The following is a 15,815-nucleotide window of genomic DNA, read 5'->3' as shown; positions in this document are numbered from 1 at the left end:
TCCCTTGTGGCTGCGTACGATAAATACATGTATTTTCAGCAAAAACTCGTACAGAGTAAATTGTCGTTCTTAACTTTCCATTTTTTTTGGCCAAAAATTGAACAGCGTCGTGCGTCGAATGTCTGTTGCGATTGTCATATGATCTACTTGAAAAAATGTCCTCAACAAGTTTGATCCGACACTGGCTATAACTTTTTAACTGATAGAAAATACACTAGCGATCTTGAGGATAAAGATCGTAATGTGTCTTTACTGACAGACTTTCATATTCAGAGCTCAATATGAACAAACAGCAATTAGATAATTTGGATAAGATGTTGCCGCAGGATTGGCAGTCTACATCTGATAATGAAATTGATTTACGTGAGTTGCTCTTGGTGCTGTGGCGTCAAAGAGTACAGATCCTGCTGATAACAGCGGCGTTTGCTATTGCTGGTACTGGCTATGCCTTATTGGCACCGCAAGTATGGGTCAGCGAAGCGCAAATCAAGCCTCCAGCGCTTCAGGAAGTTGAGTCACTGGAGCTTAGTGTCAACCAGCTGATCAACTCTCAGATACCTGCAGCCGTTTTCAGCTCTTTCGACAAGGGTGCTCTGTATGGTGATTTTGTAAATAATTTCAATAGCTTCAATAACAAGCGCCAGTTTTTGAGGGAAAAAGGCTACTTGGATATCGATGCGGTGGCATCTGGCATAACCGAAGATAAGGGTAAGCGTGTATTGCTCCGAAAAATGGTTGAGGGTATCAATGCGATGTCGCAAGATACATCGAGTGGAAATGTGACCCTTTCTTTTGGCGCGAGCACGGCAGTTGAGGCTCAACAGCGTCTGGAGCAGTACATTGCGTTTATCCAGCAGCAGGAGATTGCGACAAAGAGCAAGGAGCTTGAGACGATCTGGCATAACAGAATAAAGATACTATTGGCCCAATATGACAGTATCAAGACCGATACGCTCCAACAGCAGCAGGACGATGTTTCACGTACTGAATACAGCCTGCGGATCAGCCGTGCTGCCGGCATTGACTCTCCCGTCGAGAATCTTAATGTGCGCGATGGATTCAACATTGAGTGGGGAGCTCGTGCTCTTGCTGAGAAACTCAAAGTACTGAAAGAGATCAACAACCCTGAGCTCCTGAACCCGGTTCTAAGTGGGCTCCGTCAGCAACTGAGCAGTCTAAAGGCGGTCAAACTTGGGCAGCAATCATTTCAGTCTTTTGCCTATTCAGCTTCGCCTAATGAGCCTCTTTCTCGGGATCAACCCAAGCGCCCATTAATCGTGGTGTTGACTACCTTGCTTGGTGGCATGCTGGGGATTGGGATTGTACTGGTCCGATATTCTTTTCGTCGGCCTGAGCAGGTTTGATGGCAGGATGAAGTTGTTGAATGAGGGGGCAATAGCCCCCTTTGTTTTGGGTGAGCATCTGTTGAGATACTGACGCATGAAAACCGCTCAAGAAAATACGGGGTCAAGGAACATGAGAGTTTTTAGCGTCGTCTGTTCTTTGTATTGGCTGCTAACCATGCATTTCTTCATGCACAACCCCGGTGGGGCCGGGCTCTATCTGCCATTCAATGCTTGGGGCTGGGTCTTTGCCTGCCTCGTCATCGGCCTTGGGTTGTGGCAGGTCACCCTGCAACAGCGGCTGGTGTTCTCGCCATTGCAGGCCTGGCTATGGCTCGGCGGATGCTTGCTGTTGTTGCCCATGGCCTATCCCGGCTTTGAGTTCAAGGACTATGCCATTCCACGGCTGCTGGGGCTGTTTGCCGGTCTGCTGTTTCTGTTTTGTCTGTACCAATGGCAGCTGGCTCGTCAGGCCCGTGACAAGCTGCTCTATCTGTTGTTGGGGGCGGTAGCGATAGAGGCCTTGCTCGGGCTGGTGCAGTATTACCTGCTGACCCCCGGCAACTGGCTCGGTTATGACACTCGGGCCAATCGCCCTTATGGCATCTTTCAGCAGCCCAATGTGATGGCGACCTTTATGGCGACCGGACTTTCCCTCGCTATTTGGCTTGAGCTGCGCGGCAATGCCAATGTCTGGCTACGAGGGCTGCGTTATGGGGTGATCCTGGCGGCCAGCCTGTTGCTGGTGGTGTTGCAATCCCGGGTGGGGCAACTGGGTGGCTTGCTGGCCCTGATCCTGCTCGCGCCGCAGTTGCATCGTCAGCATCAACTGGCCCGTATTATTGGCCTGGTGACGCTCGGTGTCGGCCTGGGGCTGGCGTCCCAATACGGGATCAGTGGCGTCAAGCGCGGGCTCGAGGCCTATCAATCCGGTGGCATGCGCTCCATATATTGGCCTTATGCCGCCAAGCTGATTGCCCAATCTCCCTGGGTCGGCTGGGGCTACGGCAGCTTTGAAGCCACCTTCCTGCATCATTACATGGCCGACAAGGCGCTGAACCCGGCCATGGTGCAGATTGAATACAACCTCGATCACCCCCACAACGAGTTTCTCTACTGGGCGGTGGAAGGGGGGCTGGCCCCCATGATTGGCATGGTGCTGATGGGCGGCGCTCTGTTGTGGCGAGTGACCAAGGCCGGTTGGGTCAAGGGGTCGGCGTTGCTGGCGCTGGTGACCCCCATATTGCTGCACACCCAGACCGAGTACCCGCTCTATCATGCCATTGCCCTGTGGTGGGCCCTGCTGCTGCTGATCCATGTGCTGGATGCGGAGGTGGAGGAGGGGTTGCAAGCCTCGGGCCGTGCCAGCTGGCGTGAATATGTCTATCGCCCCTGGCTGTTGCTGCGCTTCGTGGCCATCACCATTCCTTTGCTGGTTGTGCCCTTTATGCTCACCGCCATTCATACCGCCTGGGTGGTGACCAAGTATGAGCGTGGTGGCTACAAGGAGCCGACCCTGTTGCTCGACATCGTCAATCCCATGGCCTGGTTGACCCGGGTGGAGTTTGACGTGAACTCGGTGCGACTCATGGTGGGCTTGCAGGCCGACAACAAGGCGGAGCTTGAAGCCTATCTCGACTGGGGTCAGGCCTTTGTGCGCCACACGCCCAGATCCAATATCTACGCGAACATGGTGCTCGCGCTCGGCGCGCTGGGGCGGCAGGAGGAGGCAAGGGCGCTGCGAACGCAGGCCCTGATGCTCTATCCGGGTGATCCTTTGCTGACCGGCTCGGCCGCCACCTCTGTGGCCACGGCGCTGGAGCGCAAGCCCTCATCCTGATGTTGGCTATCGGCGCCACGCGGGGCGGCCAGGTTGCGCGATGTTTCATCAACCGCCTCACGGCTTCGCAAAAATGGTTGCCTCTGCTGGACGGCAGAGGCGCCATGGCTAAGATAGTGGCCTCAACGTCTTGTTTTAGAAAGGGAGTATGAAATGGAGTTAGTGCTAGGCCCATTTGAGGTCCGAGTGATCGGCGCTCTGATTGAGAAAGAGATCTGCACGCCGGATCAATACCCCCTCTCCCTCAATGCCCTGGTCAATGCCTGCAACCAGAAGAGCAACCGCGAACCTGTGCTGGATCTCTGTGAGCTGGATATCCGCGCCGTGGTGGATGAGCTGATCCGCAAGCGTCTGGTGGTCAACACCGCCGGTTTCAATGCCCGGGTACCCCGTTACCAGCATCGCTTCTGCAATACCGAGTTCGGCACCCTCAAGTTCAGCGAGCAGGAGCTCGGCATCGTCTGCGAGCTGCTGTTGCGCGGCCCTCAGACACCGGGTGAACTGCGCTCTCGCACCAACCGCCTGTGCAGCTTCGATGATGTCACTCAGGTGGATGCGGCGCTGGCCGCCCTGATTGAGCAGGGGCCCTATGTGGTCAAGTTGCCCCGTGAACCGGGCAAGCGTGAATCCCGCTATGCCCACCTGTTCAGCGGCGAGGTGGATCTGCAGGCGCTGGCCGAGGCATCTCCTGCCAGCAGCTATGCGTCCCCGGCGGCGGACAGGTTGAGCGCGCTGGAGGAAGAGGTCGAAACCCTCAAGTCCCAGTTGCAGGCTCTGGAAGCCCGTCTGGCGCAACTGGAAGGCTGATGCTTTGGCACGTTTACCCCCAAAGAGGCGCTGCGGCGCCTTTTTTATTGTCATTTCGCCGAGGTTGCCGCCTCTTGCCATCCCTCGGCGCTCAGCCCTGCTCGCAGCATTCTATGAGCCAGTCGGCTTTTTTTGAGTTATTTCACGGTTAAGGGTCGAGCCGCCGCCGCTTTCCCGTTAAAATTCCGCTTTTGCACCTGCCCGTGAGTCTTGATGTCTGCGTTCACCCTCTCTTCCGATTGTTATGCCCTGCTCAGTGAGCTGCAGTTGCAGCGCACCGCCAGTACCCGCTATTTGCAAGAACAACTGCAAGCACAGCAGCCGCTCGGGCGGGCCTTGATCGACAAGCTGAACCAGTTGCAGTTGCAGGGGCTGGTGCGGCTGCGCGGGGAGCAGCAGTGGAGTCTGACGGCAGAGGGAACCCTGGCGCTGATCCTGGCGGTGCGCTCGGGAGCCTGCCCCATGCCGAATTGGGCACGGGTGCCCTCGGTGACCGGCCAGGAGATGGCCCAGGCATTGGTGCGCGAGCTCTGCCTTGGTGAAGCGGGTCAGGTGCCGTCCTACTACCTTGCGGCCGATCTGCTGAGTCTGCTCGACGTACCCGAGGCCCATCGCCTGCTGCCGGGTTCCAGTCCGCAATGGCAGCAACTGATGCTGATGCACTTCGCCCTGCAAACCCTGCTCGATGCCGAACCGGGTGAGCAGTGGCCGCTGGCATCGGTCGCCAGCGTCTGTGCCCCCGAGCTGACCCGCCTGAGCGAGGGGTTCGCATCCGAGTGGCAATGGCTCTGTGGCAACCTTGCCGGCGAGGTAACCACTCACTGGCCCGCCTTGCAGCAGTTGGCGGAGCAGGGGGCAGAACAACCCCTTGCCGAGCGGTTGCTTGGTGCTCTCGGGCAGTGGCAGGCGCAAGGCGGTCAGGGCCAGTGGCCACTGATGTTCGGCGGTCTGCTCTGGCTCGGCTGGTTGCAACAAGCCGACCCCGTGATCGCCAGCGAGCAGCGCAAGAAGTGGCAGCGCAGCCTGGGTAACCAGTTTCCGCTGCTGGCGGATCTGCTGGGCCAATGGGCCGGCGATCGCCACGGCCAGGCGGTCGGCCTGTTCGATACCCTGCAACTGCCGCTGGAGGAGTTGCACTGGGGCTACCTCTGGCTCGATCTCTGCGCCCTTGCCCGGCATGGTGAGCAGAGCCCCCAGGTTGCCATCCTGCACAAGTGGGATCTCTCCCACGTGCTGGAGGCCGAACCCCATCACAGGCTGATGGCCTTCTGTCAGGATCTGCTGCGGCTCCTGCTGGGGCAGGGGGCGCAGCGTGCACCGTTGCAACAGCTGCGCGCCGCTAACGGGGAGGAAGAGACAGACGAACAGGACGGGGAGGACAAGACGCCCGCCTCGGCCAGCTGGCTCAACTGGCTGCAGGGGCTGGGCCGCTCCAGCGGCGTGCGCAAGGCGCAGGAGCGGCTGGTGTGGCTGCTCCATGCCGAAGGGCCAGAGCTGGAGTGCAAGATCCAGAAGCAGAGCACCAAGGGGGAGTGGACCGCCGGTCGCCGGGTCGATCCCGCGCTGCTCTCCACCCAGTATGCCGCTCTGCTCGATGAAGAGGACTGGGCGCTGGTGCGCACCCTGCCCCGGGTCATGGGCCAGCTGCCACGAGAGGCCTGGGCACCGCTGGCCAACCATCCGCGGCTGTTCAATGCCAAGGGGCAAAAGCTGCAACTGGCCATCAGTGCGCCCCTGTTGCAAATCGTCACCCTGGAACAGGGCATGGGCGCAGTACTGAGCCCGGCCGCCGCCGCGCGCGGGGCCCATATACTGCCGCTGGCACAGGACTTGTGGCAGCTCATCCTCACCCCCCAGGCGCTGCTCGATCGCCTGCCTGCACTGGAATCTATCCCCCTGTTGCCCGCTGAGGGCTTAAGCGAATTGCAGCGCACCCTGGATGCCATCCCGGGCTTGCCCTGGCACAGTCAGGTGGCAGGTCTGCAAGGCAATGCCGAGCTGGCCCCCTGGCCCGGTATTCCCTCGGTACAGCTGGATTGGCAGGATGGCCAGCTGGCAGTCAGGCTGGTGACCCGGCAGGGTGAGTTGCCGCCGCTGCCCCTTGGCAAGGGGGAGGCCATAGTACGGCAGGGGATCAAGGATTATCACTACTGGCAGCGGGACCTTGCCGCCGAGAAGGTGCAGGCCCAGCAGCTGCGCAATTCGCTGCCCATCGGCCTGCCCGGCAGTGAGTGGCTACTTCAGGGGGAGCAGGCGCTGGCACTGGTCAACGCCCTGCCCGAGTTGGTGGATGCCGGCGTGGTCATTCACTGGCACCAGGACAGCGCCCGCCTCAAGAGTCTGGATGAAGCAGCCCTGAGCCTGCGTATCGAGCGGCGCCAGGACTGGTTCCAGGTGGAGGGGGCACTGGCCCTCGATGAGCACCAGATCCTCGACCTGCGTCTCATCCTGCGCCAGATGACGCCGGGTCAGCGCACCGTCCAGCTCGACGAGAAAACCAGCCTGATGCTGAGCGACAAGCTGGTGGAGCGGCTCACCATGCTGGGCGCCATGCTGGATGAAGAGCAACGCATCAACAACAAGCTGGCCTATCCGCTCACCCGCCTGCTCTCCGTCATCACCACTGAGGGGGATGACGCCTGGCACTCCCTGCAACAGGAGTGGCAGCAGGAGGTGGAGTGTCCTGCCGAACTGCTGACCCCGCTGCGGGATTATCAGAAGGACGGGGTACGCTGGTTGGCGACCCTGGCCCATCATGGCTTCGGTGCCTGTCTGGCCGATGACATGGGTTTGGGCAAGACCTTGCAGGCGCTCATAGTGCTGCGCATGCGTCAGCACCTGGGCCCGGCACTGGTGGTGGTGCCAAAGTCAGTGGTCACCAACTGGCAGGAAGAGGTGGCGCGCTTCGCCCCCGAACTCGAGGTGGTGGTGTTCGAAAACCCATCCGAGCGGGAAGGGGTGATCCGTGATGCCAAGGCCGGCCAGGTGATCCTGATCAACTACGGCATGCTCGGCAGCCTGGCGGAGGCGCTCAAGTCTCGCCGCTGGTCCAGCATGGTGCTGGACGAGGCGCAGCAGATCAAGAATGCCGGCACCCAGCGCGCCAAGCTGCTGTTCCAGCTCGACGGCGATTTTCGCCTCGCCCTCTCCGGCACCCCTATCGAGAACCACCTGGGGGAACTGTGGAGCCTGTTTACCTTTATCAACCCGGGTCTGCTCGGCAGCCTGGGCGAGTTCAAGCGCCGCTTCGGCAAGGCGGTGAAGGATCCCCAGCACATGGCGCTGCTGCGGGCGGTGATCAGCCCCTTCATCCTGCGTCGTCTCAAGCAGCAGGTGCTGACCGAGCTGCCGGACAAGACAGAGATCATTCATCACATCAGTCTCTCCCCCGAGGAGCGCCAGCTGTATGAGGCAACCCGGCGCGAAGTGGTGCAGCAGGTGCAAAGTGCCGATGGCCGCGCCCTGATGCACGTGTTGAGCGGCCTGACCCGGCTGCGTCGGCTCTGCTGCTCCCCTGAGCTGGTGATGCCCGAATGGTCCCAGACCAGCAGCAAGCTGGACGAGGCGATGGCCCTGCTGGACGAGGCGATCGGCAACGGTCATCGAGTGCTGGTGTTCAGCCAGTTCGTCGATCTGCTGAGCCTGCTGCGGGCGCGGATTGAACAGAAGAAATGGGATTACTGCTATCTGGATGGCGGCTGCTCCGCCAAGTCTCGCCAGGACTCCATATTGCGCTTTCGGCACGAGCCGGTGCCACTGTTCCTCATCAGCCTCAAGGCGGGGGGCACCGGTCTAAACCTGACCCAGGCCGATACCGTGCTGCACCTGGATCCCTGGTGGAACCCGGCGGTGGAAGATCAGGCAAGCGATCGGGCCCACCGCATGGGGCAGACCCAGCCGGTGACTGTCTATCGGCTGGTGTGCGAGCAGACGGTGGAGGAGAAGATTGTCGCCCTGCACGACGAGAAGCGGGCACTGGCCGATGGCCTGCTGAGCGGCCAGTCCGAAGTGCGCGGGCTGGATGTGGAGAGCCTGCGTGCCCTGCTGATGGGTTGATCAGGCGGAGGTTGTGCACAAGGGGGGATCGCTAGCAGGCGCTCCCCCCTTCGTTTATGTCTGGAGAGCCCGTCAAAGGGGCAGGCGGGCAACTCAGCCAGGCCAGCGGAGACGGCGAATTGGCATCTTGCCACGGCATCCGCAGAGGCTGGGCCAGGTACCGGCTTGCGGCTACCCCTGATAGAGGTAGAGGTGCAGCCGCTCTATGATGGGTTCACCGCCTATCTTGCGATCCCGTCGCGCCTGCCGCAGCTTGGGCGGGTAGTGGCCAAGGTGGGTGACGCCGGGCTGGGTGTCCGAGCAGAGCAGCAGGGGCAGGCTCGCCTTGAGCTGCTGCTTGCGGGGTTCCCTGTCCTGCCAGAGCAGGTTGATCATGGGGTGGGTCTTGACCGGTCGCCGGATCCTGAGCTCGGCATCGGCAGGCAGGCGGCGAAGGTCATAGACCTCCTGATCCACCATCTTGCTCCACTCCTCATTGTTGGAGAGCGCTGGAATATAGCGGCGGCTGCGCTCCAGCATCTCCAGCACCTGCTCCCGGCTGAGGCGGTTGATGCTCTGCTTGTCGGCCCAGGTAAAGCCGAGAGAATGCAGCTCTCCCTCCAGCAGGGTCAGCTTGCGATAGACCTGCAGGGTGATCACCCCGGGCAGGGCCCTGTGTACCAGCTCGAACTTCTCATCCCGCCCGCCGGCCTGTTGCACCAGTTCCTTGAAGGCGAGCTTGTGGGTGTTGACCTCTTCGAGCAGCGGGCGCAGCTGGCTGGCGCTGGCGGCAGAAAAGCGCAGCCAGCCCGGCAGGCGGTGAGTGGCCTTGCTGGAGCAGCCGGGACGCGCACTGTGATCCCGGTAGGCCGCCAGGGTGGCCACCAGCGCCTCCTCACCGCCCAGATAGCCCACCTCGATCTGTTCGATGGGCTCGTGCTCCTGCCCCTGGGGCACGGCGGGGAGGGGATAGACGTGGGCCTCCAGCAAGGGGAGCCGCTCCAGTTGTCTGGCCAGGCGGGCCAACGCCTCTTCGAGCGCGTCCATCTGTTGACGCAGGGCGGCAGTCGGGGTAAATGTGTCCATCGGCGTATCCTGTGGTCGCCCCTGTCACACCCTCCACAGGGGCTGGCAGAGACGTGGCTAAACTACTGTATAAATAACCATACCAGTATGCCGAAAGCGCGCCAAGCATCTCCTTTTCGGTGCGCTTGGCGAGGGTCAAAAAAGATAGCCATTTGAGTGTGTTTATTTTGTATCTATCTGTTAAATAAGGATCAATAAAAGATCTCTTGATTAACAACTGGATGTAAACCCTAGGTTGCCCGCCTCGCCTTGAGATCCCGTGACTGCATAGCCAAGACAAGAAACTGCATAGTTAGAGGTGCGCCATGCAGGAGAATATGCTGCCGGTCTTTCAGCCGGAATAAAATGATTATTTAATAGTTTAAAATCAATCTGTTATGTTTTTTAGACTGACGATATTCACCATTAGCTTTGCTAATGCGTTGTATCAAAATTCGTCAATTGAGTCGGCTGTCCCTCCTGACTAAGCTTTGCGCAACAAATTCGCACCCCGCGCAGACATCATCAAGAGGAGCCACATCATGGCCAACATGACTTATACCGAGACCGGTTACCATCATTCCAGCCAATCGAATCTGGTTGCTCGTGTCAAAATGACAGTGCTGACCTGGCTGGAACGTAGCCGCAGCCGTCGCCAGCTCTCCGAGCTGCCCGAGTACCTGCTCAAGGACATCGGCCTGAACGAATCTGATCGCTATCAAGAGACCACCAAGCCGTTCTGGCGTGGTTGATCAGCCGGGCATGGATGCCTCGTTTTTCTGCTGATCCCGATCTTCCTGTGTCAACCGGCCTGACGCCGGCGTTTGAATGATTGCCTGATATTTGCTCGTCCCTGTCGCTTCATTTCCCCTTCTCGCAGCTCCCTCGTTTACCCCATGTCTTGCCGACTTGTCATTATCTGTCGCCACATTTGTATCCTTACTGTTTGAATTTGTTTAAAAACTGATTTTAAGCCCTCGTGCCTTGCGTATAATCCGCCCATAGCGTTCCTGACAAAAGGGTGAGATGGATGATTCCCCAGCATGACTTTTTGGCCCTGACCCGCCGCCATGAGTGGCAGCTTGAGCCCTTCACATTTGATCTGCCCGGTGGCACCCGGGTGAGCGTGTGGGATACGGGGGTACTCTGCCTGGAACCCGCGAAAGGAGCCGATGATCGGCCGGGGGGGCGCAAGGACATAGTGCTCTCCTGCGGCATTCACGGCAATGAAACCGCCCCCATCGAGATCTGCAACCAGCTGCTGACCCGGCTGCTCAGCGGTGAGCTCAGCGCCCGTCATCGGGTGCTGTTTCTGTTTGGCAACCCGGCCGCCATGAACCTGGGGTTGCGGGAAGTGGAGGAGAACATGAACCGGCTCTTCTCCGGAGCCCACAGCAAGGGGGAGGGACTGTGCAATCAGGAGCGCATTCGCGCCATGCGCCTCGAGCAGTATGTGAGCAGCTTCTTTGCCGATCCGGCCCGACCCCGTTATCACTACGACTTGCACACCGCCATTCGCGGTTCGCGCCACGAGAAGTTTGCTGTCTACCCTTTCCCCCATGAGCGGCCGCATTGCAAGGAGCAGGTACAGTTCCTAGGTGCCTGCGGGGTGCGTACCATACTGCTCTCCAGCGGCCCCACCACCACCTTCAGCTATTACAGCTCGCACCAGCATGGTGCCCATGCCTTCACGGTAGAGCTGGGCAAGGTGCGCCCGTTTGGCGAGAACGATATGACCCGCTTCATCGAGACCCGTCAGGCGCTGCAGGAGCTGGTAACTCGGGATGAGGTGGCGCTCGAGCCTTGGCGCGCGGATGACTTCACCATTTTTGCCATCGACCGGGTGATCAACAAGCGTTCGGAGCAGTTTCGCTTCCTGTTTGCCAGTGATGTGGACAATTTCACCGAGTTTCCCCAGGGATTCGTGCTGGCCGAGGATGGTGAACTGCGCTACACGGTAGAAAAGACGCGGGAAGCGGTGGTCTTCCCCAACGCCAATGTGGCCATAGGTCAGCGTACCGTGCTGCTGGTGGTGCCGACCCGTTTGTGGGAGTGAGCCGACCCCGTCTTCTGTGCCATAGACCTGCGTGTCGTCCGGCTGGTGACGCGAATCCATTGATATGGGAGTGATCCCGCATCCACCCAAAAGGGAGCCCGAAGAGGCTCCCTTTTTCGTCTCTGCTCAGCCGAAAAGCTCAGTGTCTTTCTGAAATTAAAGAAGTTTCTACTGGTCTTACCTGGTTAAATCACATTGCTCTTTGGTTAACATCTTATTTACATTCTAAGGGTCACCTCATGGTGGTGACGTTGACAACGGCAAGGAGCCAGTTATGACCCATGTCGACATCCCTTTCCTTCGTTACCTCGATGAGGAAGGGCGCCCGGTCGCGACACTGCCGACCTGGCTGGACAAGGCGATACTGCACACTTTCTACCGCAACATGGTGATGGTGCGCAGCTATGACAAGAAAGCAATCGCGCTGCAGCGAACCGGCAAACTCGGTACCTTTCCCTCCCATCTGGGAGCCGAGGCGGTCGGGATAGGGGTCGGTCTCGCCATGCAGGAACAGGATGTTTACGTGCCCTACTACCGGGACATGCCCACTCTCTACGTGCGGGGCGTGCCCATGGAGAAAAACCTGCAATATTGGGGCGGGGATGAACGGGGCTGTGTCTTTTACAAGGCCGATGGTGAGCTATCGGAGGACCTGCCCATCTGCGTGCCCATCGCCACCCAGATCACCCATGCCGCCGGCATAGCGGCAGCCTTCAAGTTGCGCAACCAGCCTCGCGTCGCCGTGGTCACCATAGGCGACGGTGGCACTTCCAAGGGCGACTTTCTGGAGGGGCTCAACTGCGCCGGAGTCTGGCATCTGCCCATGGTGATGATCATCAACAACAACCAGTGGGCCATTTCGGTGCCGCGCAAGTTGCAGTCGAGTGCCCCCACCCTGGCCCAGAAAGGGATAGGGGCCGGGGTGCGCAGCATTCAGGTCGACGGCAACGATGTGGTGGCCGTCTATGATGCCACCCGCATCGCCGTGGAGCGCGCGCGCACCGGCAAGGGCCCGACCCTCATAGAGGCAATCAGCTATCGGCTGGGGGATCACACCACGGCCGACGATGCGACCCGCTATCGCGATGCCGCCGAAGTGGAAGCCGCCTGGGCCAGGGAGCCGGTCAAGCGGCTGCGCCAGTTCATGGCCGGGCAGGGCTGGTGGGACGAGCATCAGGAGCAGGCGCTGCTGGCCGAGGCGAGCCGGGAGGTCGATCGCGCCGTGGCTGCCTATGAAGGCACGGCCCCGCAGGCGCCAGAAACCCTGCTCGACTATCAGTTTGCCGAGTTGCCAAAGGATTATCGCGGCCAGCGCCAGCGCATCATCGCCAAGGGCATGCAGCGTCACGCCGGGGAGGAACACTCATGATCGATGAGATGAGACTGCAGGATGCCAGCAAGCCAGCGTGGTGTGGCGACATGGCACGCAATGGGAATGGAGTGGCTGATGACGCTGGCTCGGGGAGGCTGCATGAGTGAAATGACACTGCTCGAGGCGATCAATCTGGCGCTGCATCACGAGATGGAGCACGACCCCGATGTGGTGGTGCTCGGTGAGGACGTGGGGGTCAACGGCGGAGTGTTTCGCGCCACCGTCGGTCTGCGCGACAAGTTTGGTTTCAAGCGGGTGATCGACACGCCGCTGGCCGAGGGACTGATCGCCGGGGTGGCGGTCGGCATGGCGACCCAGGGGCTCAAGCCGGTGGCCGAGTTCCAGTTTCAGGGCTTCATCTTCCCTGGCATGGAGCAGATCATCTGCCAGGCGGCACGAATGCGTAACCGTACCCGTGGCCGTCTCTCCTGCCCCATCGTTTACCGCTCTCCCTATGGCGCCGGCATCCACTCGCCGGAGCACCACAGCGAGAGCGTCGAGGCGCTGTTTGCCCATATTCCGGGTCTGCGGGTGGTGATCCCCTCCAGTCCGAGACGGGCCTATGGCTTGCTGCTCTCGGCCATTCGTGACCCGGATCCCGTGATGTTCTTCGAGCCTGATCGTATCTATCGTTCCATGAAGTCGGACGTGGTGGATGACGGTGTCGGCCTGCCGCTGGACGTCTGCTTTACCCTGCGGCCGGGACGGGACATCACCATGGTTGCCTGGGGGGCCTGTATTCAGGAGGTGATGCGGGCAGCGAGCCTCTTGGCAGAGCAGGATATCCAGTGCGAAGTGCTGGATTTGGCGACCATCAAGCCGCTGGACATGGAGAGCATTCTGGCGTCGGTACGCAAGACGGGCCGTCTGCTGGTGGTGCACGAGGCGTGCGGCAGCTTCGGGGTGGGCGCCGAGATAGTGGCGCGGGTGACAGAGGAGGCGTTGACCTCCCTCAAGGCGCCGCCAAAGCGCCTCACCGGGGTGGATGCCGCGGTACCCTATTATCGCAACGAAGAGTATTACCTCATAACCGAGCAGGATATCGCGGACGCGGCTCATCAGCTGATGGAGAAGTGGCTATGAAATTTTTCAAATTACCTGATCTGGGCGAAGGCTTGGCCGAGGCCGAAATAGTCGAATGGAAGGTGAGTGCCGGCGATACAGTGAGTGTCGATCAGGTGCTGTTGTCGGTAGAAACCGCCAAGGCACTGGTGGATGTGCCCTCGCCGGTGGCGGGGGTGATCGCCAGGCTGTGCGGGCAGGAGGGCGACATACTCCACATAGGCGCGCCGCTGGTGGAGTTCGAAGGGGGTGAGGATGACGGCACAGTGGTGGGCAAGGTCAGCGCCCATCAACAGCATATCGAGGATCACTTCGTGGTGGGTGCCATCGCCCCCGGCGGGGCACTGGTGCAGGCCATGCCGGCCGTGCGTCTGCTGGCGCAAAAATTGGGGCTGGATATTGACCGGATCAAGGGCACTGGTAGTGCCGGTATGGTGACAGAGTCGGACGTGCAAAGCGCCTTCGAAGCGCTGCAGAGCAGCGGCAACGAATTTCTCAAGGGCTCGCGCCGAGCCATGGCCAAGGCGATGGAGCTCTCCCATCAGACAGTGGTGCCGGTCAGCATTACCGACGAGGTGGATCTGCGTCACTGGCGGCCGGATGAGGATGTGACGGTACGCCTCATCAAGGCCATTGGCGTTGCCTGTCGTGCCGAGCCCTCCATGAACGCCTGGTTTGACGGCGATACCCTCTCAAGGCGGCTGTTCAGTGAGGTCAACGTCGCCATTGCGGTAGACTCCCGGCATGGGCTCTATGTACCCGTGATGGAGAACGTGGCAGAGCGAGAAGGGGCCGACATCCGACAGGGGCTGGATCGCATGATCGCCGATGTGAAGGCGCGCGCCGTGCCGCGGGAGATGCTGCAGGGGGCGACCATTACCCTCACAAACTTCGGTGCCATCGCCGGCCGCTATGCCAGTCCGATAGTGACGCCACCTCAGGTGGCCATCATAGGGGCCGGCAAGCTGTTCGAGAAGGTGGTGTTCATCCACGGAGAGGCTCGCCCGGTCAGGGCCCTGCCATTGTCGATGACGTTTGACCACAGAGCCTGCACCGGCGGCGAGGCTGCACGCTTCCTCAAAGTACTGGTTCAGGCACTGGAAGCACCCGCGCTATAAACCCTTGTGCCCCGCCATCGGCAGGGCACAAATTTGTTTGCGTAATCCCCAAAGCCACGTATAATCTAAACCAGCTTGAAAGGGCGAAAGTTATGTCAATGAATATGATGTTTTACATCTTTTCCTGTTGTTCATAAGTTAATCCCGTTTTTGAGCTTTATCCGCTGAAAAGCATAAGTAATTATTTTGAATACAGGTTATAGATATGTCTAACATGATCACCGGTACCGTTAAGTTTTTCAACGAAACCAAAGGTTTTGGCTTCATCCAGCAAGAAAACGGCCCGGACGTTTTCGTTCACTTCAGCGCTATCAGCGGTAACGGTTTCCGTACCCTGGCTGAAGGTCAGCGCGTACAGTTCTCCGTGACCCAAGGTCAGAAAGGCCCGCAGGCTGAGAACGTAACTGCTCTGTAATTCTTACAGAATTTAAGAAAGCCGTGGTGCCTCTGGTTCCACGGCTTTTTGTTTATGGGTGCTTTTTAGACTTTTATCGACTTCACTTTCGCCGCCGCATCTCACCATGATCCCATCACTCCTGCTGGCTGCCAGCCTGCTCACTTCCGTCGACACCCAGGCACAGAATACTTTTGCCACCGAAGCGAAAGCCGTGTGTCAGCAGTTTGTTCAGGTACGTCTTGGGAATGGTAGTCAGCCCGATGAGATCAAGGCGCAGCCTTTGCCGAAACGGGAAGGTGAATGGATGGTCGATGGCAAAGTAAAAGGACCCGAAGGTCCTTTGCTGTTTGCCTGTCTGTTGCGGCAGGGCTCGCGCTGGGAGTTGCTCAACTTTTCACTCTGGGCCCCGCAGGCGATCAAAGCGGTTTGAGTGCGACTATCAGATGCTGCAGATGCTCAACCATGGTCATGCCAAAAGGAGTCAGGTAGCCGCCATCTTCTGCACTGATGAGACCTTGCTGATGCAGGCGTACTGCCGCTTGGCACAGCTCGTCGGACATGTCACTGCGCAACTTGATCCCCAGGCTCATGTTGGCCGGATCAAAGCATGCCAGTATTTTCAAGTCGTTTACAAAGTCGTTAGAAATCTGGTCGATCCCAATCATGAATGCACTCCTTACGCTAAAGATGTATGCAAACTAGCATTCCCGGATCCACTTT

Annotated in this window: 13 protein-coding genes; 11 read left to right on the top strand and 2 right to left on the bottom strand. The window is 59.3% G+C overall.

The window, feature by feature from the left end:
• Nucleotides 1–281: 281 nt before the first annotated feature.
• The 4 genes from BN1128_RS16195 (at nucleotide 282) to BN1128_RS16180 (ending at nucleotide 8,046) form a co-directional block, all read left to right on the top strand.
• Nucleotides 282–1,364, top strand: coding sequence for an LPS O-antigen chain length determinant protein WzzB (locus BN1128_RS16195; RefSeq protein ID WP_082030438.1), 1,083 nt, complete (start codon nucleotides 282–284; stop codon nucleotides 1,362–1,364).
• A gap of 112 nt (nucleotides 1,365–1,476) precedes the next feature.
• A complete protein-coding gene (locus BN1128_RS16190; protein WP_042870613.1) occupies nucleotides 1,477–3,183 on the top strand; it encodes a PglL family O-oligosaccharyltransferase in 1,707 nt (568 codons plus the stop codon).
• 153 nt (nucleotides 3,184–3,336) lie between these two features.
• Nucleotides 3,337–3,990 carry a YceH family protein gene (locus tag BN1128_RS16185; RefSeq protein ID WP_042870611.1) on the top strand — a complete coding sequence of 218 codons (654 nt, stop codon included), beginning with the start codon at nucleotides 3,337–3,339 and terminating at the stop codon, nucleotides 3,988–3,990.
• Between the two features lie 213 nt (nucleotides 3,991–4,203).
• On the top strand, nucleotides 4,204–8,046 hold the full coding sequence (locus BN1128_RS16180; RefSeq protein WP_042870609.1) for a DEAD/DEAH box helicase: 3,843 nt from the start codon (nucleotides 4,204–4,206) through the stop codon (nucleotides 8,044–8,046).
• Nucleotides 8,047–8,217: 171 nt separating this feature from the next.
• Here the strand turns inward: BN1128_RS16180 and BN1128_RS16175 are convergent, their stop codons facing one another.
• Complete coding sequence (locus BN1128_RS16175; protein ID WP_042870607.1) at nucleotides 8,218–9,111, bottom strand: DNA replication terminus site-binding protein; 894 nt, start codon at nucleotides 9,109–9,111, stop codon at nucleotides 8,218–8,220.
• Nucleotides 9,112–9,632: 521 nt separating this feature from the next.
• Between BN1128_RS16175 and BN1128_RS16170 the strand changes: the two genes are divergently transcribed.
• The 7 genes from BN1128_RS16170 (at nucleotide 9,633) to BN1128_RS16140 (ending at nucleotide 15,525) form a co-directional block, all read left to right on the top strand.
• Nucleotides 9,633–9,842: a DUF1127 domain-containing protein gene (locus tag BN1128_RS16170; RefSeq protein WP_042870650.1), complete on the top strand. Its 210-nt coding sequence runs from the start codon at nucleotides 9,633–9,635 to the stop codon at nucleotides 9,840–9,842.
• Between the two features lie 278 nt (nucleotides 9,843–10,120).
• On the top strand, nucleotides 10,121–11,146 hold the full coding sequence (astE, locus tag BN1128_RS16165; RefSeq protein ID WP_042870604.1) for a succinylglutamate desuccinylase: 1,026 nt from the start codon (nucleotides 10,121–10,123) through the stop codon (nucleotides 11,144–11,146).
• A 274-nt stretch (nucleotides 11,147–11,420) separates the two neighbouring features.
• Nucleotides 11,421–12,515 (top strand): pyruvate dehydrogenase (acetyl-transferring) E1 component subunit alpha, encoded by a 1,095-nt coding sequence (gene pdhA / locus BN1128_RS16160; protein WP_042870601.1) that lies wholly within the window; start codon nucleotides 11,421–11,423, stop codon nucleotides 12,513–12,515.
• Between the two features lie 102 nt (nucleotides 12,516–12,617).
• Entirely contained in the window at nucleotides 12,618–13,601 is a 984-nt protein-coding gene (locus BN1128_RS16155; RefSeq protein ID WP_042870599.1) for an alpha-ketoacid dehydrogenase subunit beta, read from the top strand.
• On the top strand, nucleotides 13,598–14,698 hold the full coding sequence (locus BN1128_RS16150) for a dihydrolipoamide acetyltransferase family protein (RefSeq protein ID WP_042870597.1): 1,101 nt from the start codon (nucleotides 13,598–13,600) through the stop codon (nucleotides 14,696–14,698). The genes BN1128_RS16155 and BN1128_RS16150 overlap by 4 nt, the downstream gene beginning before the upstream one ends.
• Before the next feature lie 205 nt (nucleotides 14,699–14,903).
• A complete protein-coding gene (locus BN1128_RS16145; protein ID WP_005331438.1) occupies nucleotides 14,904–15,113 on the top strand; it encodes a cold-shock protein in 210 nt (69 codons plus the stop codon).
• 106 nt (nucleotides 15,114–15,219) lie between these two features.
• Nucleotides 15,220–15,525, top strand: a complete 306-nt coding sequence (locus BN1128_RS16140) for a hypothetical protein (RefSeq protein ID WP_042870595.1) — start codon at nucleotides 15,220–15,222, stop codon at nucleotides 15,523–15,525.
• Here BN1128_RS16140 and BN1128_RS16135 read toward each other — a convergent pair.
• Nucleotides 15,512–15,760, bottom strand: coding sequence for a TIGR02647 family protein (locus tag BN1128_RS16135; RefSeq protein ID WP_005320240.1), 249 nt, complete (start codon nucleotides 15,758–15,760; stop codon nucleotides 15,512–15,514). The two genes, BN1128_RS16140 and BN1128_RS16135, sit on opposite strands and share 14 nt — an antisense overlap.
• Nucleotides 15,761–15,815 lie beyond the last annotated feature (55 nt).

This window comes from Aeromonas piscicola, assembly GCF_000820005.1.
GTDB classification, from domain to species: Bacteria; Pseudomonadota; Gammaproteobacteria; order Enterobacterales; family Aeromonadaceae; genus Aeromonas; species Aeromonas piscicola.
Note: the sequence above shows the minus strand (reverse complement) of the source record. Positions and strands in the feature narration are given on the sequence as shown.